The organism is Halomonas sp. 72 (genome assembly GCF_052379785.1).
GTDB classification, from domain to species: domain Bacteria; phylum Pseudomonadota; class Gammaproteobacteria; order Pseudomonadales; family Halomonadaceae; genus Vreelandella; species Vreelandella citrativorans.
The window spans coordinates 1-22,772 of record NZ_JBQSYY010000015.1; the positions used below are offsets into that span (position 1 = coordinate 1).

The following is a 22,772-nucleotide window of genomic DNA, read 5'->3' on the forward strand; positions in this document are numbered from 1 at the left end:
GTGCCCCAGACCCACCTGCAAGGAGCAACCCGGTTTGGCAGTGGTGAACTACCACGTTAGAGAGCCTCAATAGGTGTTTGCTGTAAGCCACCAACAGCCAACGATGACAGATGAAGTAGGATCACTGGCTCAGGGACTTGAGATTGACCGCTTACGCGGCCAATAAAAAATGCTGCGGCCTATTGACAGGCAGAAGGCTCATAGGTGTTAACTTTTTATAGCGCCATATGCAACAGCGGATAAGGCTTACCCTGACCATCGACTGGGGACCGACCTGTCACTTTAAAGCCAATATGCTGATAAAAACCTACCGCCTGTTCATTCTGCTCGTTTACATCGACCCTTGATGCTCCCTGCTCTTTGATAGCATGGGCCGCTAACATGGCACCAATACCTTTTCCGCGTGCATCAGGTGAGATGAACAACATCTCAATATTACCGTCATGTACTCCACAGAATCCCTGTATTTCACCGTTACCGTTTTTAGCGCACCTTAAATCAACTGCGTCAAAATACTGCTCCAGAATTAACGGCTTTAACTCCTGTAGATCATCTTCAGCCAGAAAATTATGCGTTGCCCTGACCGACGCTTCCCAGACGTCTATCAGCTTAAGGTGGTCTGCTTTTTCTACGATCTCAATATTCATCACTAAACTCGGTTGAAAATTTAACGCTGAACGAAGCGGCGCGTCTCACGCTTCCGCCTTCCGTGACTGGTTATATGGACAATGGCTACGCGTAGATAGCAATTGGTAGAACCTGAATCGCTGGACCTTCGATTTCCATTGTGAGTTCAGGAATGTCAAATCCCTGAGTCGTACCCAACGCCGCAAACTGTTGAAAAACCTGTTCTAATAGATGGCTGGGCATTCGACTCAACGCTGTCTTTCTGATCAGGTTGATCGATTCTGATGCGTCGCTAATACTTCTCACAACCTTGCCAACGACTTTAAATTCCCCATCAACCAGATCCGACATAACTGGATCATTCAAGTAAAGCGATTCCACCGTAATTACTGCTTTGTGACCAGACGGGAGATTACTTGCAGTTAAGTCCACTGTATTACCTGATTTCAACGCTTTAGAAAAATCTTCCATCTGCTTTTTGATTTGGGAATTTTCATCAGATTTTCCCTTTCCTGCTTTTCCACCTTTGCTATTATTTTGGGGCTTGTCTTCAAAAAGGACTGCAATCGACATCATCTCAGTCACCGTGTCCATGATCTCGATGATGGGGTTTCGCTTGAGTTTCACCGTGAACTCCACGATTTCCCCAGCGTTGATTTGGCTCCCCTCACCGATTTGCTTAAGCAGCTGCTTTTCAGACAGAGTGTTTCTCAACTGATAAAAGAGGGAGGCTGGAGTATGAACGCGCTCCTCTTGAATAGAATTATTGGTAGATGATTTATCCGATGCCTCTATTTCAGCTTTTAAACCAATTCTAAAAAGGGATGATAATGCTTCACTCAAACCCAGCGATGCAGATGCACTACCCACCGATCCTGACTCGCCTCCTTCTTGTTTCGTAACCGCAGTTACTGTAGAGATTCCCCCTTGGAGCATCGCAAGCAGATCAAAAACCATCCTTTGATTGAGATAAACAGGGACTATCAGATTATTCATATTTCGATTTCCATATAACGTCGCATTCAGCGGCTTGTCCGCTGCAATGCCTTGTTAGGCGATGTTTGGCGATATACCAAAATTGGATGGACCAGAACTCTCGGATACCGACAGGTTCTTACCATAGCCTCAATTCCATCAAATCCTCGGAACATACCTCGAAATGCACGTTCAACACTTTCGTAGTCTTTAAGGTCTTCTTTTTCGAATTCCTGCAGTGGCAAAAAGGTTTCTCCTTCATCCGAAGGAACAGAGGTTATGACACCGAGCATTGTAAACTCTTCGGTAGGGAATGAACCGTAAGTGAAGTGAAAAGCTGTGGGATCTGAAACTGTAAAATTTGAAGCCTCTAGGTGCCCAAAAATATGTTCATCATCTTCATCTTTGAATGGATAAACACGAATGTTTGTTATGTTGGGAAGAAACGCATCAATCCATGTTTTCATGCCATCCAAGATCCATTGTGGAACCACATCAACTGCTGTTGATGAAGCTAGTAATGAATCTAGTCCAGCTCTTAGCTCCTTTGCCTTCTTCTTAGCTTTAGCCTGTGAATTTCTATCTCCGATCGTACTCTCCAGCTCTTGGATTTGCCGTTCACTTTCTTGGTACTCTGGGGAACCCTTCAATTTGTCAGCATGACTTCTGTTTATCAGTTTTACTATGTCTGGAAAATCTTGGCCGATTTTCTTCATCCTTTCATAGTCTTCTATGACTACTCGGCCTGAGCATTTAATACAAAGGGCATTTTTAAGTGTAGCCCGAAGATCCGAGTCTTTTAATGTTTTCCCTTCTTCAAAGTTAGCTAAGTCCAAAAGGTAGCCCGAAGAAGACAGCTCTGACTCTAATTCTTGCAACAAAGCATGATAAGGCTTGATTGTTGTTTTATCTTGCTCTCTATCTTGTGTCGTCCCACCAGCATCATGTTTGAAAACTTTGAAATCGTAGTTTCTTTTATTGTCTGAAGTAGACCCTTTTTCGGATTGGGTTTCCCTTAACTCAACAACACCACCTGTGAGCTGACTATACAACGAGATGACTTTATCCAAGTCTACATACAGATAATCAAATAGATTCAAAGTTTATTCCTTCTGCTATGTTCGCCTAACAGTGATTATATAGCCAGCTGCATAACCTCAATGAACGCGTCAGCGCGTTCATTGAGGTTATCTAGCCGCCTAAACCAAATCTACCTCATTGATTCTATTGCAAGCAAAGCAAATTTTGGCTGCCTATCCAAAATTCGCATGCTGGCACGATTTGCCATTCTCAATAACGCTGTATATAAATACACACCAAGATAAATACAAAGGGATACCCCCATGAAGCTAATGGATAGGGTCCGGGCTACCTTGCGGGTAAAACGCTATGGCTTTCGCACTGAGAAGACGTATTGCTACTGGATTCGCTTCTTCATTCGCTTTCAGGGAACAGATGACGGGCGCTGAAGTGAGGTAATGCTTGGGGTATTAAGCGATTAAGGCACGTGGCAACCCCCACATTAAATAAGGCAATTCAATCAAACCATTGGCTTTCTCAAGATAAGATCAAATCGATGCCAGTGATGCGTTACCAGCCCGCCCTCTCCTTCACTTTCGCGAAAAAGCTCAATCTCTAAACCGCCGCAAAGGTCTCCTACAGCTTCCTTCGAGTGAAAACTCATTGTTGGATGCCTGGCCCAATCGTGCCGATTACCGAAAAGGTGCCCGACAAATAGGCCTCCCGGCTCAAGCGCTGAAAGGATCATGTTCCACAGTATGGGAAAGTGCGTTGGCTCACAGAACGGTAGGCTTAACCCCGCGTGGATCAGGGAAGACGATGGCAGGCCTTTCAATTCCTCGAAGCGCGAAATCATCACCGTCAGATCAGCGCTGGGCAATTCAGCTTTTAGTGTTTCGATTCGCGCAATGGCATTGGGCGCTTTGTCGATCGCCAAGACCTTCCACCCCGACGTCAGCAGTAGTGCGGTTTCGATGCCGCCCCCACATCCTAAATCGATAGCATGGCCGTTGCCTTTGGGTAAGCACTCATCCCCCAGAGCGCGCCGTAACAGCGGCGAGGCGGCTCGCGTTTGATTGGCGCGATAGAAGGCTTCCCAACCCGTTTTGTTATCGGTGGTCAATGTCAGTACTTCCTGATCGCATCATGCTGTGATGACGAGTGTTGATAGCCATAATCAATTCAAATTAACACGTAGCACCGCCGTTCGCCCCCTTGCATCTCCTTCCACCGCCACCTAGACTCGCTGGAGTTGAATGCTTGACGGGGTGCCGGTGATATCCGGCTGAGATGGCGCAGGGCGTAGCAATTTTGCTGCCAAGTGCTGGTCCCGCTGAACCTGATCCGGCTAATGCGCTGCTTTTGATGTAGCGCGGGTACCGGCGTAGGGATCAAGCGATGGCGCTGGCTAGCTCTCTCCCATGATCGCTCGCCCCCTTCCGTGCCATTTCCTCGATCTTTTCGCCTGCCCTTCGGATCACCACCACCGGAGGATGTATGGGCTACCGCTTTACTGATTTAACCACTGCTTGCCATGACGATTGGCGCTCCTACATTGAGCACGACTTTGTGCGCCAGCTGGGCAACGCCACGTTGCCTGAAGCGTCATTTCGCCACTACCTGAAGCAGGATTATCTGTTTCTGATTCACTTCGCTCGCGCCTATGCGTTGGCCGCCTACAAAAGCCCTACGCTTGCCGATTTGCGCCATGCCCATGAAGGTTTAAAAACCATTGTGGATGTGGAACTGGGCTTGCACGTGGGCTTTTGTCGCGAGTGGGGTATTTCCGAGGAGGCGCTTGCCGAGCTACAAGAAGCTCGGGCGACCATGGCCTACACCCGCTACGTGTTGGATACCGGCAACCGTGGCGACCTGCTGGATTTACACGTAGCACTTGCCCCTTGTCTGGTGGGCTATGGCGAGATTGCCAACTGGTTGAACGCGCAATCCTCCACAGTGCGTGGCGGCGATAACCCATTCGACGCCTGGATTGCGATGTACGAAAGCGAGGAGTTTCAGGCGGCCATGCAAGCCGAGCTTGAATGGCTTGACGCACGCCTCGCCGACGTCACCCCTGCCCGCTTTAATGAGCTCAGCAAAATTTTCCGCGATGCCACGCGTTTGGAAATCGACTTCTGGCAGATGGGCCTGGACCTTTCCCATTAATTCCAATAACAAGGATATAACCGTGAACAAAACCGTTACCCAGAAGACAACCCGCTTTCTAGCCGAAACCGCCCAAGTGGATGCCGCCGCGATTTCCCCGCTACCCGGTTCACGCAAGGTGTATCTTGAAGGCTCGCGCCCGGATATCCGCGTGCCGTTTCGGGAAATCAGCCTCTCGCCGACCAAAACGACCAGCGTGGATGAACAGAATCCGCCGCTGCTGGTGTACGACACCTCTGGCCCCTACACCGACCCCAACGCTCAGATTGATCTACGCCGTGGGCTTCCCGCGCTTCGCCGGGCGTGGATTGAGGAGCGCGACGACACCGAGTTTTTAGAAGGCCATACGTCTGAGTACGGCAAACGCCGCGCCAACGACCCCATGCTGGCCCAGCTGCGCTTTGATTTGAAACGCACGCCGCGCCGGGCAAAAGAAGGCAAGAACGTTACCCAGCTGCACTACGCCCGCCAAGGGATTATCACGCCGGAAATGGAATTTATCGCCCTGCGCGAGAACCAGCGCCGCCAAGCGCTGGGCGATGCCGAGGTGGAGCGAATCCTGGGCCACCAGCATCGCGGCCAGAGCTTCGGCGCCAGCATCCCAGAAGAGATTACGCCGGAGTTTGTGCGCGAGGAAGTCGCTCGCGGGCGGGCGATTATTCCTAATAACATCAATCATCCGGAAAGTGAGCCGATGATTATCGGGCGTAACTTTCTGGTCAAAATTAACGGCAACCTGGGTAACTCGGCCGTCACCTCGTCGATTGAAGAAGAAGTCGACAAAATGACCTGGGGGATTCGCTGGGGCGCGGATACCATAATGGATCTCTCCACCGGGCAGAATATCCACGAAACCCGCGAATGGATTTTGCGTAACTCGCCAGTGCCTATCGGTACGGTGCCCATTTATCAAGCGCTGGAGAAGGTCAACGGCGTGGCCGAAAACCTGACCTGGGAGGTGTTTCGCGATACGTTGATCGAGCAGGCCGAACAGGGTGTGGATTACTTCACTATTCACGCAGGCGTTTTGCTGCGCTATGTGCCGCTGACCGCCAACCGGGTGACGGGCATCGTCTCACGCGGCGGTTCGATTATGGCCAAATGGTGTTTGTATCATCACCAAGAGAGCTTTCTTTACACCCACTTCGAGGAGATCTGCGAGATCTGCAAGCAGTACGATGTGGCGTTCTCGCTGGGTGACGGCCTGCGCCCAGGCTCTATCGCCGATGCCAATGACGAAGCGCAGATGGCCGAGCTTAAAACCCTGGGTGAGCTGACCCACATTGCCTGGAAGCACGACGTGCAGGTAATGATTGAAGGGCCCGGCCACGTGCCCATGCACCTTGTGAAGGAGAACATGGACAAGCAGCTGGAGTACTGCGACGAGGCGCCCTTCTACACACTCGGCCCGTTGGTCACGGATATCGCGCCAGGCTACGACCATATTACTTCTGGCATCGGGGCTGCCATGATCGGCTGGTTTGGTTGTGCCATGCTGTGCTATGTCACGCCGAAAGAGCACCTAGGTCTGCCCAATAAAGATGACGTCAAGACCGGCATTATTACCTACAAAATTGCCGCCCACGCGGCGGACCTTGCCAAGGGCCACCCGGCAGCACAGCGGCGTGATAATGCGCTTTCCAAGGCGCGGTTTGAATTCCGCTGGGAAGACCAGTTCAACCTGGGGCTAGACCCAGACACCGCGCGGGAATTCCATGACGAAACCCTGCCCAAGGATTCCGCGAAGGTAGCGCATTTTTGCTCCATGTGCGGGCCCAAGTTCTGCTCGATGAAGATTAGCCAGGAAGTACGCGACACCTACCGCGACCGCACGCCAGAAAGCACTAACGACGCGGAGTCGGTTAAGCGCGGCATGGAAGAGCAGGCGGAGAAGTTTCGAAAAACGGGAAGCCAGCTGTATCAGGAAGTGTAAAGCGGTTTAAAAACTCAAGGGTTAAACGCAAACAGGGGCCTGAAAGCCCCTGTTGTCGACGTGTTACGCTAACTTTCGGGTAGTCGCGTTGGCTCCCAAAGATTAAGCAGATAATGCAGACAAGCCATGACGAGTAGCGTTACTACCAGCGCCACGCTCATGGATGAAAAACGGTACAGGGCGCTATAGACAAGGTCCTGGCTGGGCCCTAATGATTGCCCAAACAGAATGCCCAAAGTGGTCATCCCGCCAAACCCGATGCCGGAACCGCCACCTTCAAGTATGTGTTCGCGCCCAAACAGCAATAGCCCCAACCAATAAAGCACAATCGCTAGCAGGAAGTGATTGCTTTGTGTGTAAAGCAGAAGCTGCATTATCAGCGCCAGATTACATCCCAATAGCGTGCCGATGGCGCGTTTGCGAGCGGATACGCGTGCACCGGCATAGCCCATCGCGAACAGTACCAGAATGGTCGCCATTTGTGCCGAGAGCGACCCCTGCAGGTCAAGCACCTGAAAAACGACAAAGGAAAGTGTCGCGGTAATGCCGCCCATCAGCGTTTCATGGCGCATCTGCGCTTTAGTCTTGGTGCTTTTGGGCGGCGGTTGGCGGGGCTCAACGTCGGGGAAAAGCGTGTACATCAGCATGGCGATGAACACAGCGAGCACACTGGCCACAAAATTGGAGGCCAACAAATCAGCTAGATCGACGCTGGGGTAGCTCGCAAAATGCAGCAGAATGCTTAAGGTTAATACGCCATTGGCCCCAAACAGAAACAGCGGGCCTTTTGCCATCAGGCTAAACCGAAACAGGAACATACCCAACACGACCAGCGTCATCACCACCGGCATATGTTTGAGCAGGCCGACCACCAAGCTGACTTCCAGCGCATTCACCGATACGTTACCTAAAAACTGGCGAATAATGCTGATATTCAGAATGGGCACCATACCCAGCAAAAACATCGGAAAAACGGTAAAGAAAACGCCGTAGTTCCAACCCATTAACTGACTGATGATAAACCCGAGTGTGCCACCACCGGCCACCCGCAAACACTGGCGCAGGGCATTCTCACTCAGGCGATGGTAAGCAGGCGCTTCAGGGCCAGCACCGCTACGGCGAGGCGTGCGTTTAAAAAAGCCGTGCAGCGCGCGATTGATTGACCACGCGCTGGCATCAGCCTGTTTTGTATCAGCGGGCCCTGCATTAGTAGACCCCGCACTAATAGACATAATGTAGCCAGCTGATCAGATGCGTTTGTAGCCATGCAAAGGGATGCGCCAGCGCATGTTCCCCCGGTAGCAGTTGCACCGTTGCCCGGGCGCCGCTTGGCAGCAGCGCAGCAATGGGTTCGTTGAGGACAATATGAATACGCAAGCGCTGCGCATCGCGCACCCAGCGGTCAGAGGTAGGAATATCCGCCAGTTGCCCATCAGCGGTCAGTTGCCCTTCCCGCACGCCAGCATCAAAAGCACTGACCTGCCCTTCAAAGATATGCCCTGGCATGGCATCGAAGATCACCGCAGCCGAGTCGCTGGGCAGTACGTGGCGTAGGCTTTTTTCACGGAAGTCGGCAACGATATCCATCTTCTGAGTCACCAGTGCGATCACTGGCTGCCCCGCCTGAACATAGTCGCCCACCTGAAGCTGCAAGTTCGTCACCTGGCCTGACTCTGCCGCCCGCACTTCGGTACGTTCGACGTCCAACTGCGCTTTCTTAAGTGCGTTGTCGGCTTGGCGCAAGCGCAGGTTGGTATTTCCGTTCTCGCCTAGCTGCACTTCCAGGCTCTGTATGTTCGCCTCGGCGGAAGCCACTTCTGCCAGGGCGGTATGCTCAGCCGCTACCTGCTGCTCGTACTGCTGGCGTGAAATATTCTGCCGCCCCACCAGGGCTTCGCCACGGCGCCGCTCGCTGCTGCGCTCCTCAGCCGTTGCCTGGGCAGAGGCCAGCACCGCCCGTGCGGCGGCAAGCTCCGCTTCAAGGCGCGTGTTTTCGCGCTCAGCCTGCTCACGGTTTAGCCGCGCTTGATCAAGGGCAAGCTGAAAGGGCTCGGGGTCCAGACGAAACAGCACATCGCCTTTGGCAACCTGCTGATGGTCACGCACGGTCACTTCTTTCACTGGCGCGCTGAGCTCTGGTGCCACACGGGCAACCGGGCGCATTACCCTGGCCTCGGGCGTCATGGGCATGAAGCTGTCAGCTATCAAGAAATAGATAAACAGCAGTGCAAAGGCAGCCAGCGCCACCTTCACCCAGCGGGCGAATTTTTGATCAGGGGACATGGAGTTTTACTCTTTGTTTTGCGCGCCTTCTACGTACGCGCAGAGCGCTTGTGGCCAGCAGATGCTTAATGGAATAGCGCATTTTAGCAAATGATTAGCAAGCTAACAATGAGCCACCCTTCTGCTTTATTAGCGTTATTTAGTAGTGCCCTTGGCTACCCAGAAAAAATTCATAAAAAACCCCAGAGCCAAAAGGCCCTGGGGTTGGATAAACCACTAACGCGTTTTAAGCGTTAATCATTAAAAACGGTATTTTAAGCCCACGCTTGCCGCATCGAAATCGTAGGCAGACTTGTCCAGATAACGCATGTAATCAGCGCTGATGGCCAGATTGTTGGCGACATCAATTTCACCGCCCGCGCCATAGGAGAAACCGCTTTCACTGTCGTGGTCGAAATCCACTTCAGTGACACCGATCAGACCATACAGACGTGCATTGGGGGTAATAGGCGCGATGCCTTTTGCGTAAGCACCTACCAGGTAATCCAGCTTGGTATCACCATCGGAGCCACCGGTACCCAGATGCCCTTCGAGCGCGAAGTAATCATTGAACTGCGCACCACCGCGCAAACGCAGGCCTACGTCGTTACGTGAGGAACCGCGGTCAGGGTCAAGGTTCCAAAACATGGCGTCGCCCGCCACGTAACCTTCAGGGTAACCAAATGATTGCTGTGCCTGGGCTGATGCAGCGAATGCACCCGCGCCGACCAAGAGTGCCGCAGAAGTGAGTGATAATACGGTCATCTTCATCGTCTTGTACCTCCGTTAAAAAACAGTGTTTCCTTACACAGATTCATTGTGGTACATGTCCGAAAAGAACGCAACGTTTACCGCCCTTTGGATAGGCTAAGTGCGACAATACCACCCACCACAACAGCCCCGCCCAATAACTGGCCTGGGCTTAGCGTTTGCCCTAATACGAAATAGCCGATCACCAAAGAGGCGACAGGTTCGATATTCATGACCGGGGCGTTGCGCGCCATATCCAGGCGCGGCACAAAAATAAACAGTGTCGAGAACGCGGTGGCGTAGAGCAGCGCCAAAAGCCCCAAACCCACCCAGCCTTGGCTATTGCCAGGTAGGCTCATGCCGCCTGGCACGACACCTAAAACCCCGCCAATTACCATGGCGAAAAACACGGTTTGCATGGTTAAAAGACTGCGCAGCGTGCTGCCTACCTGGGATAAACGGTGCTCGGTAACCCATAGCGCGCAGGCGAAAACGAACGCGGCCAGCAACCCAAATCCAATACCGGCGACCCATTCCGGCCCCATACTGTCAGCACTGGAAAGCCACGCAGGAATATCCAGCACGACCAACAGCCCGATTAAAATGGTCCCCATAATAAGGCAGCTGCGAAGCGTTGGACGCGGCCCGCCCAGCGCCCAACTCAATAGTGCTAACTGAATGGGGAAGGTATTGACCAACAGTAGCGCAATAACGACAGGAAGCCGCGCAACCGCTGAATAAAGGCTGACACTTTGAATGGTGATAAGAAGACCTACCACCAGTTGCCAGGGCCAAGTGCCCGAAGGCAGCCATAAGCGTTTCTTCTGAACGATCACAAGGGCGAGCAGGATCAAACAGGCTACCCCGGAACGCGTTAATACGGCCAGCAGTAACCCTGTACCGTTATCAAAGGCAAGCCTAGCCGATACATGGTTGGCAGCGAACATGGTGCCAACGGTCATTAGCAGCAAAATGGCCAAGTGGCGCGGCAGGTGGTTGGGTAACGAGGACGTAGTCATAGGCTCCAGGCAGCAAAAGAACGTTAACCGCCAAGCATGCCCGGATTTGAGTCGAATGGCTAAACAAATATCCGCCTACGTTAATGCCCCTTGCCGCCTGCCACACTAAAGTACAAACTAAACCTTTACTCTTTTGGTAGATTCTTTATGAATGCACCGGTGCTGGTTATTAATTGTGGTTCATCCTCTATTAAATACGCACTGATCGATCCGGCCCCTGATGCCCCGCGCTTAGCAGGCTTGGCAGAGCGCTTAGGCAGCGCCGATGCCCGTTTAAAAGGAATAAATAGCGCGGGGGGAAGCTTTAGCCATGCACTCCCCAATGCTGACCATACTCAAGCGCTCAACGCCATTTTAAACAGCCTGGAAGGACGCATTCCTGGCGCTATTGGGCATCGCATTGTTCATGGCGGAGAGAAGTTTACTCAGGCCGCCTTGATTGATAGTGATGTTATCAGTGCGATTAAGGCCACCGCCGCGCTGGCGCCCCTGCATAACCCTGCCAACCTGGCAGGCATCAGCGCTACTCAAAAGATATTTCCAGCACTACCTCAGGTTGCGGTATTCGATACCGCGTTTCACCAAACCCTCCCCGTAAAAGCTTACCGCTATGCCCTGCCAGAGAGCCTCTACGCTGAACACGGCATTCGTCGCTACGGGTTTCATGGCACTAGCCACGCCTTTGTTAGCCAGCGTGCAGCCGAGCTTAGCCCTCGCGGTGCGGGCGGTTGGTTAACAGCCCACTTGGGCAACGGCTGTTCCACCGCAGCGGTGTGGAATAATCAAAGCCTGGACACCAGCATGGGCCTTACCCCGCTGGAAGGCCTGGTGATGGGCACGCGCAGCGGCGACGTCGACCCAGGCTTGCACGCCCATTTACACCGCCAGCTGGGCTGGTCGATGGACAAGATTGATGATGTGCTGAATAAGCAAAGCGGGCTATTGGGGCTTTCTGGCTTAACCAACGACATGCGCGAAGTCGAGGAAGCAGCCGAGCAGGGTCATGCAAGAGCCATGCTGACGCTAGACGTGTTTTGCTACCGCATTGCCAAGTCGCTTGCTGCTCTATCTTGCGCACTGCCGACGCTTGATGGCGTCATTTTTACCGGCGGCATCGGTGAGAACTCTCCTCTTGTACGCCGCCGCGTTATCAGCCTGCTGCCTCACTTTGGCTTTGCCCTTGATGAGGCGAGCAATGACGTGATGATTCGCGGCAAAGAGGGCAAGCTGGACAGGGCAAATCATCAAGGTCCCGAAGCCTGGGTTATTCCTACCGACGAAGAAGGCCGTATCGCAATGGAAACACGTCAATGCCTGGAGGCCCACGCATGAGTTCGCCCCCTTCTCAACCCCAAGCCATTCTTCTAGTGCCCACAAGCATGGGGGCCGGGTTAACCTCGGCCTGCTTAGGCTTGATTCAGGCGCTCGACACCATTGGCCTTAAAGCCGGTTTTTTGAAGCCGTTTATGCAAAAAGAGCTGAACGGCCCAGGCCTTGATCGCTCAACGGCACTGGTGTCTCGCACGCTCAACCTGCGCCCGCCTTCGCCGATCTCACAAACCCGGCTGGAGCGCCTGCTGCGCGATGACCAAACCGATGAGCTATTGGAAAATGTGGTCGAGTTATATGAACAGGTAACGCAACAGGCTGAGCGGGACGGTAACGCGCTGGATTTAGTCGTAGTGGAAGGCGTAGTGCCTACCCAGTACACCACGTACGCGACGCAAACCAATGCTCAACTGGCGCATGCACTTAATGCCCGCATCATCCTGGTGGGCACCGGGGATTTAAACGAGCCACAGGCACTTGCTGAAGAGCTTGATATGCACGCCAGAAGCTTTGGCGGGGTTAGCTCGACCCGCACGTTGGGCGGCATCCTGATGCGCATGAAAAACCTGCCTTACGGCCAGGAAGATGACCTTTCGGCAGCGCCGGGCACCATTAAGCCGCAGCTTGAAGAGTCGGTACTTAACGAGCTTCGCGGCTATTCACCGTCACTGGCCACCGACAGTTTTCACCTAATCGGTATCGTGCCTTACAGCAAAACACTCAATGCCCCCCGCACGCTGGACGTGGCACGGGCACTGAGTGCCAAGGTGCTAAACGAAGGCGATGCGGCAAGCCGCCGGGTAATGTCGACAAGCCTGTGCGCGCGTAGTGCTGCGAATGCCCTGCATATTTTCACACCCGGTAGCCTGGTGGTGGCGTCTGGTGACCGTGACGACGTCGTGCTGGCATCCGCCCTCGCTACCATGAACGGCACTCAGTTGGCGGGCATATTGCTGACCAATGGTTTTTTGCCTAACGACAATATGATTGAGATGTGTCGCCCGGCGCTTAGAACCGGCCTGCCCGTGCTGGCGGTTGAAACCGACAGTCTGACCACCGCTCAAAACTTGAGCCAGCTTAGCAGCGAAATCCCCGTTGATGATTTCGAGCGTGCCGAGCAGGTGGCGCGATTTGTCGCTGCCCATATCGACCTTGAATGGCTAAAAGACAAGTTAAGCCACGGCTATGCACGGCGCTTATCACCTTCAGCGTTTCGCTATCAGTTGGTCAAACAGGCGCAGCACGCAAAAAAACGGATCGTACTGCCGGAAGGCGACGAACCCCGCACAGTGGAGGCAGCGATTATTTGTCAGCGGCGCGGCATTGCCAACTGCGTGCTGTTAGGCAGTCGTGAAAACATCGAGGAAGTGGCGCGTAACCGCGGTTTAGCACTGCCCGGCGAGTTGACGATTATCGACCCCGAAAGCACGCGTGCTCACTATATCGCGCCCATGGTAGAACGTCGGCGTGGTAAGCTTAACGAACTCACCGCTGAGGCCCAGCTACAGGATAACGTAGTGCTTGGCACCATGATGCTCCAGTTGGATGAAGTCGATGGCCTTGTCTCGGGTGCTATCCACACCACCGCTAACACCGTGCGCCCGGCGTTTCAGCTGATAAAGACCGCGCCAGAATATAGCCAGGTATCGTCGATCTTCTTTATGCTGCTGCCCGAGCAGGTAGTGGTGTATGGCGATTGTGCGGTGAACCCGGACCCGGATGCCGAAACACTGGCTGAAATAGCCCTGCAAAGCGCTCGCTCCGCAGAAGCGTTTGGCATTGAGCCGCGCGTGGCGATGATCAGTTACTCAACGGGAGATTCAGGCACCGGCGCGGATGTCGATAAAGTGCGTGAAGCTACGCGCATCGCCAAAGAGCGTGCCCCGCACTTATTGATCGATGGCCCGCTTCAGTACGATGCAGCCGCCATTGAGAGCGTGGGCAAACAGAAAGCGCCAGATTCGCCCGTAGCGGGCCGCGCCACCGTCTTTGTATTCCCGGACCTGAACACCGGCAACACGACCTACAAAGCGGTGCAGCGTAGTGCCCGCGTAGTGAGCGTTGGCCCCATGCTGCAAGGCTTAAACAAGCCAGTGAATGATCTTTCCCGAGGCGCACTGGTGGATGATATCGTCTATACCATCGCGCTGACCGCTATTCAGGCAAGCCAGCGAGAAGCGTAACCCCGTCATCGCACCTGATAAGCTTCGCCGGTGCGACCAATGGTAAGTAAGCGTTAAGACAAGAAAAAGCCCCGGCCAGTTTAACTGCCCGGGGCTTTTCTCATTCAACCACTTAGCGGTGTGGGTCAATCACGCCCACATTATTGGCACCATGGATTCCAACACAATCACCAGGCTCATTGCGGTGATGGTCAAAATCGATACGCCAAATACGCGTTTGGCCCAGCGTACATCATCATCCAGCCGGTAGCCGCAAATCGCCAGGTAGAGCCAGTAGCCCCCCATGGTCAGTGCGACACACAGGTAGCCAGTACCTGCCTGACTTGCCAGTACCAAAGCCAATGAGGCGGGAATAAACGCCACAATGTAGCCAAGGATGTGATGCTTTGCGCGCTTGATCCCGTGAACAACAGGCAGAACGGGAATCGAAGCGCGTTGGTAATCGGCATAGCGGAAAATCGCAATGGCATAGGAGTGAGGCATCTGCCAGAGGCAGAAGATTAACAGCAGAACCATCGCTCCACTGTCAAAGGTACCCGTCACTGCGCAGTACCCGATCACGGGCGGCATAGCGCCTGACAAGCTGCCTACTACCGTGCCGTATTCGGAGTTGCGCTTCATATAGAGACTATACAGCCCCACATACACGCCCCATCCGATAACAGCCAAGGCCACCGTCAACCCATTGGTGCCCAATGCCAAGCAGACCACACCACTGATACCCAGAAACGCCGACAAGCCCAATGCTTGCGTGATAGAGACGCTTCCTCTCACCAGAGGACGATGGCGCGTGCGCGCCATCAGAGCATCAATGTCCCTATCAATCACGTTGTTACAGGCACAGCCTGAGGCGATCACTAATGCGATCCCCAACATGACCGAAGCAAACGTCACCAGATCGAATTCACCGTGCGCGGCTAGAAAGTAGCCGCCAAGGGCGGCAATGAGATTGCCGCCAATGATTCCTGGTTTAGTTAGCTCAAGCAGATCGTGCCACCGATTGGGCATTCTGGTTAGCCGATCATCATGTTGAGATGTAGATGCTGCATGATCCACAGCGAACCTCCTACCACTAGGCCGAGAATCAGCACCGTAAAGACGAAGGAAAGCATGTTCCAGCCATCTTCAGTCTTGAAGTCCAAGTGCATGAACATCACAAGCTGAACCAGCACCTGCAAAACGGCCGTCACAGTGATGATTCCCACGTTCACGGGTAAGCTGAACGAACCCAGCATAACCGCGCCAAATGGAATGACAGTCAGGACTAACGACAGCACAAGACCCGTTACATAGGACTTTACGGTGCCGTGACCGGACGGTTGGCTAGACGAACTCATACCAGCACTCCCATCAAGTAGACGAAGGAGAAGACACAGATCCAGACGATATCCAGGAAGTGCCAGAACAAGCTCAAGCACAGGATACGCGGACGCGTTTTATCATTCAGACCTTTAGTCGACAACTGAACCAGCATGACCAGAATCCAGATCATACCGAACATTACGTGCAGACCGTGGGTACCTACCAGGGTAAAGAACGCTGACAGGAAGGCGCTGCGATCCGGGCCCCATCCCTCATGGATAAAGTGATGGAACTCATAGATTTCCATGCCCAGGAACATCAGGCCCAACACGAACGTAATGCCCAGCCACAGTTTCACCTGGCCGACGCGATTAGCATTCATTGCCAGAACGCCCATGCCGAAGGTGAAACTACTGATCAGCAGTGCAAAGGTGCCGAAGAGAATCAAAGGTAGTTCAAAAATATCCGCACCGGTCGGCCCGCCTGCCGTGCCCCTCATGAGCACGGCGTAGGTGGCGAATAGTGTTCCGAAGATCACTAAGTCGCTCATTAGGTAGACCCAGAAACCAAATACCTTGGTAGGACCGGCATCGTGGTGCTCATGCTCTTCAGCATGGGCATCGTGATGTAGGGATTCAGTAGCCATTACGCCTGGGCCTCCACACGTTGTTGATGAGCACGTTCGATTCGCTCGACCTCTGCAGCAGGCACGTAGTAATCGATATCGTCGTTAGATACCCGCATCAGGAAGCTCACCAGCATGCCGATTGCACTGAACCCAGCTAGCCACCAGATGTGCCATACCATGGCGAAACCAAAGATCATCGCAAAGACACTGATGACAGGTCCAGCCACCGTGTTCCTCGGCATATGGATATCCGTGTAAGGCGCATTGTCCAACTGCTCGTTGCCACGCTGCTTTTGTGACCAGAAGCTGTCGATATCACCAACGACGGGCAGACGCGCAAAGTTGTAGAACGGGGGCGGCGATGAAGTTGACCACTCCAACGTACGGGCATCCCATGGGTCGCCAGTCACGTCCGCATACTTATCGCGGTTACGCACGCTTACGTAGAATTGGATGAGCGTACAAGCGATACCCGCAGCAATCAGCAGAGCACCAACCAAGGCAACGATAAACCAGGGCTGCCATTCAGCGTTCGGGTAAGAGTTCATGCGGCGCACAGCACCGTAGAAGCTCAGTACGTATAGCGGCATGAATGCCACGTAGAAACCTGACACCCAGAACCAGAACGAGCGCTTGCCCCACTTCTCGTCAAGCGTGAAGCCAAAGGCTTTCGGGAACCAGTAGGTCAGACCCGCCATCATGCCGAAGACCACGCCACCAACGATAACGTTATGGAAGTGGGCAATAACGAACAGACTGTTGTGCAGCACGAAGTTTGCCGCCGGCAGCGCCAGCATAACGCCTGTCATACCACCGAGAACGAAGGTGATAATAAAACCCAGCGTCCAGAGTGTCGGCGAGGTCATTTCCAAGCGTCCACGGAAGATAGTGAACAGCCAGTTAAAGACTTTCACCCCAGTCGGTACGGCGATGATCATTGTCATGATGCCGAAGAAGGCATTGACGTTGGCGCCTGCGCCCATGGTAAAGAAGTGGTGCAACCAAACGATGAATGACAGGATCGTGATCGCGATCGTTGCCCATACCATGGTGTGGTAACCGAACAGACGCTTGCGTGCAAAGGTCGCGATAACTTCTGAAAACACACCGAAGGCCGGCAGAATCAGAATGTAAACCTCAGGGTGACCCCACGCCCAGATAAGGTTGACGTACATCATCATGTTGCCGCCCATATCGTTCGTGAAGAAATTCATCCCCAGGTAACGATCCAGCGTCAGCATGGCAATAGTAGCGGTCAAAATCGGGAAAGAGGCAATGATCAGTACGTTGGCGCACAGCGACGTCCAGGTAAAGATCGGCATGCGGAACATAGTCATGCCCTTGGTACGCATTTTCAGGATAGTAACGAAGAAGTTAATACCCGTTAACGTGGTACCTATCCCGGATATCTGCAACGCCCATATCCAGTAATCGACCCCTACCCCAGGACTGTACTCTATCCCCGATAACGGCGCGTAAGCCAACCAACCAGTGGTAGCGAACTCACCCACGAACAGAGAAATGTTGACCAGCAGCGCCGAAACCGCGAACAGCCAGAAACTCAGGTTGTTCAGGAACGGGAACGCAACATCGCGCGCACCGATCTGTAACGGAACAACCAGGTTCATCAGGCCGATAACCATAGGCATGGCCACGAAGAAGATCATGATAACGCCGTGGGCGGTAAAGATCTGGTCGTAGTGGTCAGGCGGCAAAATGCCCATCGAACCACCTGCAGCGACCGCCTGCTGCACACGCATCATCAAGGCATCAGCAAAACCGCGCAGCAGCATGATAAGCGCCACGATGAAATACATGATACCGAGCTTTTTATGGTCAACGGAGGTGAACCACTCGTTCCATAGCCAGCCCCACTTACGGAAATAGGTCAGCGCGCCTAACAACGCCGCGCCGCCTAGAATCCCCACGAGACCCGCAAGAACCAGAATGGGTTCGTGAAGGGGAATTGCTTCTAGGGTTAATTTACCGAACACGGTTACTCTCCCGCCTCATTGCTCACAGGTTGGCCTTCTTCAGCCTCGCCACTCGCTTGGTTGTCGGTCGTTTGATAGGCTTCATTGCTATCGATAGCTGGTGCGCGAGGCGCATCTTGAGTGTCGGTTTCAGGATCGCTGCCAGTACGGAAGCTGGAGACCAGACGCTCATAGAACTCAGGTGTAACACTTGCGAAGTACTCAACGGGGTTGAACGAAGAGCGCTCAGCCAATTGTGAGTAGCCTTCTGGGTAGGTCAGCGTTTGTGGTGACTGCCGAACCTCTTCTACCCACGCATCAAAGTCTTCATCTGATGTCGCGTGAGCATCGAAGATCATTCCAGAGAAACCTGCACCGCTATAGTTGGTCGAACGACCGCTATAGGTACCGATCTCATTAGCTTCGAGATAAACGTCATTATCCATTCCTGCCATGGCATAAATCTGGCTGCCTAGTCGAGGAATGAAGAAAGAGTTCATCACCGAACCGGAGCTCACTCGGAAGCGGACGGGCGTATCAACCGGGAATGCCACTTCATTTACCGTTGCAATACCTTGCTCGGGATAAATGAACAGCCATTTCCAATCAAGTGCCACGACCTGGATTTCAAGCTCAGGTGTATCACTTTCAAGTGCGCGATGGGGGTCAAGGTCGTGTGAACTTTTCCAGGTAATTACGCCCAAAATAGCGACGATTACGACAGGAACTAGCCAAACAATGCCCTCGATCCAGTTAGAGTGCGCCCAGTCAGGAAGGTATTCAGCCATCGTATTGCTACGGCGATAGTACCAGCCAAACACTATCGTCATAACAATAACGGGGATGACCACGATCAGCATCAAGCCAAATGAACTCAGAATCAGTGAACGCTGGGTTTCACCAACGACACCTTTTGGGTCCATCAAGGCCGAGCTACAGCCTGCAAGCAGCAAGCACAGCGCAATGAGCACCAGAGTGCCTGACCTGCGCCAGTAGGAAGGTTGTTGCATGGTGCGATCTCGTCAGAGTTGCGTTACAAAACTAGCCGTCAAACAGCAAGCCAAACGATATGCCATATGTCAGCTAACTAACACCCCATACTCTTCCCAAAACACTCTGCCAAAGGTACTGCCTGTGCTCCGGGAAAAACATGCGCTACCGGGATTAGAAGCAGGTAGCGGATTGAACCGACATCCTAACATGAAGGAGGCCCGCTCTAACCGGCGTATCTTCCTTTGATCCAGGCAACGAATCAAAGCGACGATTTGACGCACCTAGCCGCACCCTCTTAACGCGGTTGTTCATAAGTAGATGAAACAGAAAGGTGGGTAAGCACACGCCCCGTAAAATGGGTAAATAATGCGGGCGCAGCACCCTCATTAGTCACAACAATGTCAAAATCGTTCAATGATGCGAAATAGGCGGGGCGAATCATGCCGATTTTACTCGCGTCGATTACTAATAAGCGCTGCGCAGCACAGGCAATAGCCGCCTGCTTGGGGGCTACTTCATGAAAGTGAAAACAACTAACGCCTCGCGTGCAATCAACCCCAGCAGCGGAAATAAATGCCTTATTGATACCGATACGCTCAATGGCGGCGCGCATGTCATCGCTGCCAAATGATTGTGATGACGCATAAAATAGCCCGCCCAATAGCACCAAACGCACATTGGGTAGCGTCGATACCGCCGTGGCGACATTTAACGCATAGGTCACCACCGTTAGCTCATGAAAATTCCCCAGCTGTCCCAAAAGAGGCACCAGCGTTGAGCCGCAATCAATAAACAGCGTATCGCCCTCTTCAATAAAGCTTGCGGCCCGCTTGCAGAGCAAGTGCTTTAACGGATAGTCGTTGGCTTGCTGCTCCGCCAAATCGTACGCAGGAGTGTTACTTGGGTAACTTGCCATTACCAACCTTCCGCCCAGCAGCGTTAACGCAGAAGGCTGCGTTGAAAGGTCGCGGCGTATGGTCATTTCTGAAACACCGCATAAACTAGCGGCGTCACGTAAATGCAACGTACCACCACCGGCAAGCGTTTCCTGAAGCAATGCCAACCGCTGGGCGCTACGGTCGCTCATACCAGGCGTCTCCTCATTACCGTTATTATTCACTTTATAATGTGTCGTGCATGGCGGGTGCCATGACCCTTGTTACTCAACGGCGTGCTTAGCCTATGGCCGTGACATTAAAGCCGCAAACTTAACGTCTGGAACATGCAAGCCCTCCTGCGATACCCCGATAGCAGCATCCAATAAGCATTGGTGTGAGTTTATTGCAAATGGGCGTTAAAAAAATAACATGCAATGTTATAATTATAACATTTCCGCCAGCCCACATAATTCTAACGACGGCCAAACTGTGGCAACCCCTCTTGAGGCTTACATGACTGCTCCGATCTCAATGCGTACGTTTTCATTCACCACCAGCGTTGGCGTTTTAGCCGCTGGCTTGGCACTGGCAACACCGGCAATAGCTGCCGATGCGCCGCCCCAGCCGACGACACCTCTTTGGTCCTTTGCCAATGTCTCGGTTAACTACCTCGACTGGTCTAACGGTACCGAGCGCCGCACGGCCTCCAACGCGGCAAAAAGTGACTTCACCTACGTAGAGATAGAAGGCGGCGCGGGCTTTAGCTGGGGCGAGTTCTACGGTTTCTTTGATTTCGAAAACCCGACCAACGACCAGTTCGATGAATCAAGCAGCGGTAAAGATAACTTCCGCACGGCAGGCAAGGTAACGTCACACATTTACCTGGGGGATACCCCGCTGTCGCTGTACGCCCACGTGTACGACTTCCGTGACTACGGCTATAACAGCCGCGAACAAGACCAAATCCTGGGCTTGGGCTACCGCACCACGTTCGCCAACGGTTTATGGTTTAAACCCTTTATTGGCGCAGCACGCGTTCAGAGCGAAAGCTATACTGGCATGAACGGCTACATGGCTGGCTGGGTCGCGGGCTATGACTTCGCCGCCCTTAATCAAAACTTCAGCGTCACCAACTGGCACGAGCAAACGTTTGGCCGCGACAGTGACTACCTGGAACAGAACTATGTAGGTGGCAAAGCCGGAAGCATAGGCACCAACGGTGCGCTGAGCCTGTGGTGGCACCCCAGCGATTTGATCACAACGGGCGTTCAGTATCGCTACTCGGAGAATAAGCTCGGCACGCCGAATGCTTATCAAAACGCGATGATTTACTCTATCAAGCTCAACATACTTTAAGCAGGCTCAACTTACTTTAAACGAGCCCCCTTAGCGGACTCAAAGGATTCCCATATGACCCTCCTTATGAGCTTGGTTGGCATGGTCACTCTGGTGGCTATCGCTCTGATTTTTTCTTACGACCGTAAGTCAATTCGCTTGCGCACCGTGCTGGGCGCTTTTGGCATCCAGGCAGCCATCGGGGCGTTTGTCCTCTATGTGCCGTTTGGGCAAACCATTTTGCAAACCATTTCCATGGGAGTAAGCCAGGTACTGGTTTACGCCAACGATGGTATTGGCTTTCTGTTTGGTGGCCTGGCTGATGTGGATAACGTTGGCTTTATCTTCGCGATCAAGGTCCTGCCGGTCATTATCTTCTTCTCCTCGCTGATCGCTGTGCTTTACTACATGGGCATCATGCAGTGGGTGATTCGTATTCTGGGTGGCGGGCTGCAAAAAGCGCTCGGCACGTCGCGTACGGAGTCGCTTTCTGCGACCGCCAATATCTTCGTAGGCCAAACCGAAGCGCCGCTGGTGGTACGCCCGTTTATTGCTCGCATGACGCCCTCGCAGCTGTTTGCCGTTATGTGCGGTGGCCTTGCTTCGGTAGCGGGTTCGGTACTTGCCGGTTACGCGCAGCTGGGCATTCCCATGGAGTATCTGGTCGCAGCGTCGTTTATGGCAGCTCCTGGGGGCCTGCTGTTCGCCAAGCTGATCATGCCGGAAACCCAGGACGCAACTGACAGCGACAGCATCTCTAAAGTCGAGGAAGAGCTTCAAGAGCAGGAAAACAAACCCGCCAATGTGCTGGATGCTGCTGCCTCAGGCGCTACCTCTGGCCTGATGCTTGCGGCCAATGTTGGCGCCATGCTGCTGGCCTTTATTGCCTTGATCGCACTGATCAACGGCATTTTAGGAGGCGTTGGCGGCTGGTTTGGATTTGAGTCGCTGAGCCTTGAAATGATCCTGGGCTGGCTGTTTGCTCCGCTGGCTTTCATGCTGGGTGTGCCGTGGGCTGAAGCCACCGTTGCGGGCTCCTTTATTGGCCAGAAGCTAGTGGTTAATGAGTTCGTCGCCTTTATTAACCTGGCCCCCTACATTGATGGGGAGCAGGTGGTTGCCGCGACGGGTCAATTAATGACGCCTCATACCACGGCCTTCTTGTCTTTCGCCCTGTGCGGCTTTGCCAACCTGTCCTCAATCGCTATTTTGTTGGGCGGTTTAGGCAGTATTGCACCGAGCCGTCGCGCTGAAATTGCCCGCTTTGGGGGCAAAGCCGTTCTGGCCGGTACACTGTCCAATTTAATGTCAGCCACTATTGCTGGCTTCTTCATCTCGCTGAGCAGTATTACGACATAACGCAGCGAGTACGACACCATGCAACGGGCGCTGCTGTTTG

At 53.2% G+C, this 22,772-nt stretch carries 21 protein-coding genes and 1 riboswitch; of the genes, 7 read left to right on the forward strand and 14 right to left on the reverse strand.

The features are described 5' to 3' along the window. Positions 1–215: 215 nt before the first annotated feature. The 3 genes from ACT3T6_RS13020 to ACT3T6_RS13030 form a co-directional block, all read right to left on the reverse strand. The gene (locus ACT3T6_RS13020; protein ID WP_193054016.1) at positions 216–647 is read right to left on the reverse strand and encodes an acetyltransferase; all 432 of its coding nucleotides are present in this window, start codon (positions 645–647) and stop codon (positions 216–218) included. Between the two features lie 85 nt (positions 648–732). Next, positions 733–1,623, reverse strand: coding sequence for a DUF6414 family protein (locus tag ACT3T6_RS13025; protein WP_193054015.1), 891 nt, complete (start codon positions 1,621–1,623; stop codon positions 733–735). A gap of 26 nt (positions 1,624–1,649) precedes the next feature. After that, a complete protein-coding gene (locus ACT3T6_RS13030) occupies positions 1,650–2,702 on the reverse strand; it encodes a DUF6414 family protein (RefSeq protein ID WP_193054014.1) in 1,053 nt (350 codons plus the stop codon). A 252-nt stretch (positions 2,703–2,954) separates the two neighbouring features. Between ACT3T6_RS13030 and ACT3T6_RS13035 the strand changes: the two genes are divergently transcribed. Then, positions 2,955–3,071 (forward strand): phage integrase N-terminal SAM-like domain-containing protein, encoded by a 117-nt coding sequence (locus tag ACT3T6_RS13035; RefSeq protein ID WP_353744589.1) that lies wholly within the window; start codon positions 2,955–2,957, stop codon positions 3,069–3,071. A 71-nt stretch (positions 3,072–3,142) separates the two neighbouring features. On the opposite strand, the gene ACT3T6_RS13040 is transcribed toward ACT3T6_RS13035, so the two are convergent. Further along, positions 3,143–3,745 (reverse strand): class I SAM-dependent methyltransferase, encoded by a 603-nt coding sequence (locus ACT3T6_RS13040; protein WP_193054012.1) that lies wholly within the window; start codon positions 3,743–3,745, stop codon positions 3,143–3,145. Positions 3,746–3,876: 131 nt separating this feature from the next. Continuing rightward, positions 3,877–4,030: riboswitch (TPP riboswitch) on the forward strand. An 89-nt stretch (positions 4,031–4,119) separates the two neighbouring features. On the opposite strand from ACT3T6_RS13040, the gene tenA reads away from it, so the two are divergent. Together tenA and thiC are read left to right on the forward strand one after the other, a co-directional pair. Beyond that, entirely contained in the window at positions 4,120–4,788 is a 669-nt protein-coding gene (gene tenA / locus ACT3T6_RS13045; protein ID WP_193054011.1) for a thiaminase II, read from the forward strand. Positions 4,789–4,810: 22 nt separating this feature from the next. Beyond that, positions 4,811–6,721 carry a phosphomethylpyrimidine synthase ThiC gene (thiC, locus tag ACT3T6_RS13050; protein WP_287076955.1) on the forward strand — a complete coding sequence of 637 codons (1,911 nt, stop codon included), beginning with the start codon at positions 4,811–4,813 and terminating at the stop codon, positions 6,719–6,721. A 68-nt stretch (positions 6,722–6,789) separates the two neighbouring features. On the opposite strand, the gene ACT3T6_RS13055 is transcribed toward thiC, so the two are convergent. The 4 genes from ACT3T6_RS13055 to ACT3T6_RS13070 all read right to left on the reverse strand — a co-directional run bounded on the left by ACT3T6_RS13055 (position 6,790) and on the right by ACT3T6_RS13070 (position 10,752). Then, the gene (locus ACT3T6_RS13055; protein WP_193054010.1) at positions 6,790–7,953 is read right to left on the reverse strand and encodes a DUF2955 domain-containing protein; all 1,164 of its coding nucleotides are present in this window, start codon (positions 7,951–7,953) and stop codon (positions 6,790–6,792) included. Then, positions 7,943–9,004 carry an HlyD family secretion protein gene (locus ACT3T6_RS13060; RefSeq protein WP_193054009.1) on the reverse strand — a complete coding sequence of 354 codons (1,062 nt, stop codon included), beginning with the start codon at positions 9,002–9,004 and terminating at the stop codon, positions 7,943–7,945. The genes ACT3T6_RS13055 and ACT3T6_RS13060 overlap by 11 nt, the downstream gene beginning before the upstream one ends. A gap of 240 nt (positions 9,005–9,244) precedes the next feature. After that, the gene (locus tag ACT3T6_RS13065; RefSeq protein ID WP_193054008.1) at positions 9,245–9,754 is read right to left on the reverse strand and encodes a porin family protein; all 510 of its coding nucleotides are present in this window, start codon (positions 9,752–9,754) and stop codon (positions 9,245–9,247) included. Positions 9,755–9,831: 77 nt separating this feature from the next. Further along, positions 9,832–10,752: an EamA family transporter gene (locus ACT3T6_RS13070; RefSeq protein WP_193054007.1), complete on the reverse strand. Its 921-nt coding sequence runs from the start codon at positions 10,750–10,752 to the stop codon at positions 9,832–9,834. A gap of 147 nt (positions 10,753–10,899) precedes the next feature. Here ACT3T6_RS13070 and ACT3T6_RS13075 point away from each other — a divergent pair, with 147 nt between their 5' ends. Together ACT3T6_RS13075 and pta are read left to right on the forward strand one after the other, a co-directional pair. Continuing rightward, positions 10,900–12,084, forward strand: a complete 1,185-nt coding sequence (locus tag ACT3T6_RS13075) for an acetate/propionate family kinase (RefSeq protein WP_193054006.1) — start codon at positions 10,900–10,902, stop codon at positions 12,082–12,084. After that, entirely contained in the window at positions 12,081–14,264 is a 2,184-nt protein-coding gene (gene pta, locus ACT3T6_RS13080) for a phosphate acetyltransferase (RefSeq protein ID WP_172118011.1), read from the forward strand. The genes ACT3T6_RS13075 and pta overlap by 4 nt, the downstream gene beginning before the upstream one ends. 129 nt (positions 14,265–14,393) lie before the next feature. On the opposite strand, the gene cyoE is transcribed toward pta, so the two are convergent. The 6 genes from cyoE to ACT3T6_RS13110 all read right to left on the reverse strand — a co-directional run bounded on the left by cyoE (position 14,394) and on the right by ACT3T6_RS13110 (position 20,247). After that, positions 14,394–15,320 (reverse strand): heme o synthase, encoded by a 927-nt coding sequence (gene cyoE / locus ACT3T6_RS13085; RefSeq protein WP_172118012.1) that lies wholly within the window; start codon positions 15,318–15,320, stop codon positions 14,394–14,396. Next, positions 15,278–15,601 carry a cytochrome o ubiquinol oxidase subunit IV gene (gene cyoD, locus ACT3T6_RS13090; RefSeq protein WP_087108378.1) on the reverse strand — a complete coding sequence of 108 codons (324 nt, stop codon included), beginning with the start codon at positions 15,599–15,601 and terminating at the stop codon, positions 15,278–15,280. Before cyoD ends, cyoE begins: the two co-directional genes overlap by 43 nt. Then, positions 15,598–16,212, reverse strand: coding sequence for a cytochrome o ubiquinol oxidase subunit III (cyoC, locus tag ACT3T6_RS13095; protein ID WP_193054005.1), 615 nt, complete (start codon positions 16,210–16,212; stop codon positions 15,598–15,600). The genes cyoD and cyoC overlap by 4 nt, the downstream gene beginning before the upstream one ends. Beyond that, positions 16,212–18,188 (reverse strand): cytochrome o ubiquinol oxidase subunit I, encoded by a 1,977-nt coding sequence (gene cyoB / locus ACT3T6_RS13100; RefSeq protein ID WP_193054004.1) that lies wholly within the window; start codon positions 18,186–18,188, stop codon positions 16,212–16,214. The genes cyoC and cyoB overlap by 1 nt, the downstream gene beginning before the upstream one ends. A gap of 2 nt (positions 18,189–18,190) precedes the next feature. Further along, positions 18,191–19,177, reverse strand: a complete 987-nt coding sequence (gene cyoA, locus ACT3T6_RS13105) for a ubiquinol oxidase subunit II (RefSeq protein ID WP_193054003.1) — start codon at positions 19,175–19,177, stop codon at positions 18,191–18,193. 278 nt (positions 19,178–19,455) lie between these two features. Then, on the reverse strand, positions 19,456–20,247 hold the full coding sequence (locus ACT3T6_RS13110; RefSeq protein ID WP_193054002.1) for a DeoR/GlpR family DNA-binding transcription regulator: 792 nt from the start codon (positions 20,245–20,247) through the stop codon (positions 19,456–19,458). A 304-nt stretch (positions 20,248–20,551) separates the two neighbouring features. On the opposite strand from ACT3T6_RS13110, the gene ACT3T6_RS13115 reads away from it, so the two are divergent. Next, positions 20,552–21,394: an outer membrane protein OmpK gene (locus ACT3T6_RS13115; protein ID WP_412767870.1), complete on the forward strand. Its 843-nt coding sequence runs from the start codon at positions 20,552–20,554 to the stop codon at positions 21,392–21,394. A gap of 54 nt (positions 21,395–21,448) precedes the next feature. Next, a complete protein-coding gene (locus ACT3T6_RS13120; protein ID WP_172118017.1) occupies positions 21,449–22,732 on the forward strand; it encodes a NupC/NupG family nucleoside CNT transporter in 1,284 nt (427 codons plus the stop codon). Positions 22,733–22,772: the final 40 nt, after the last annotated feature.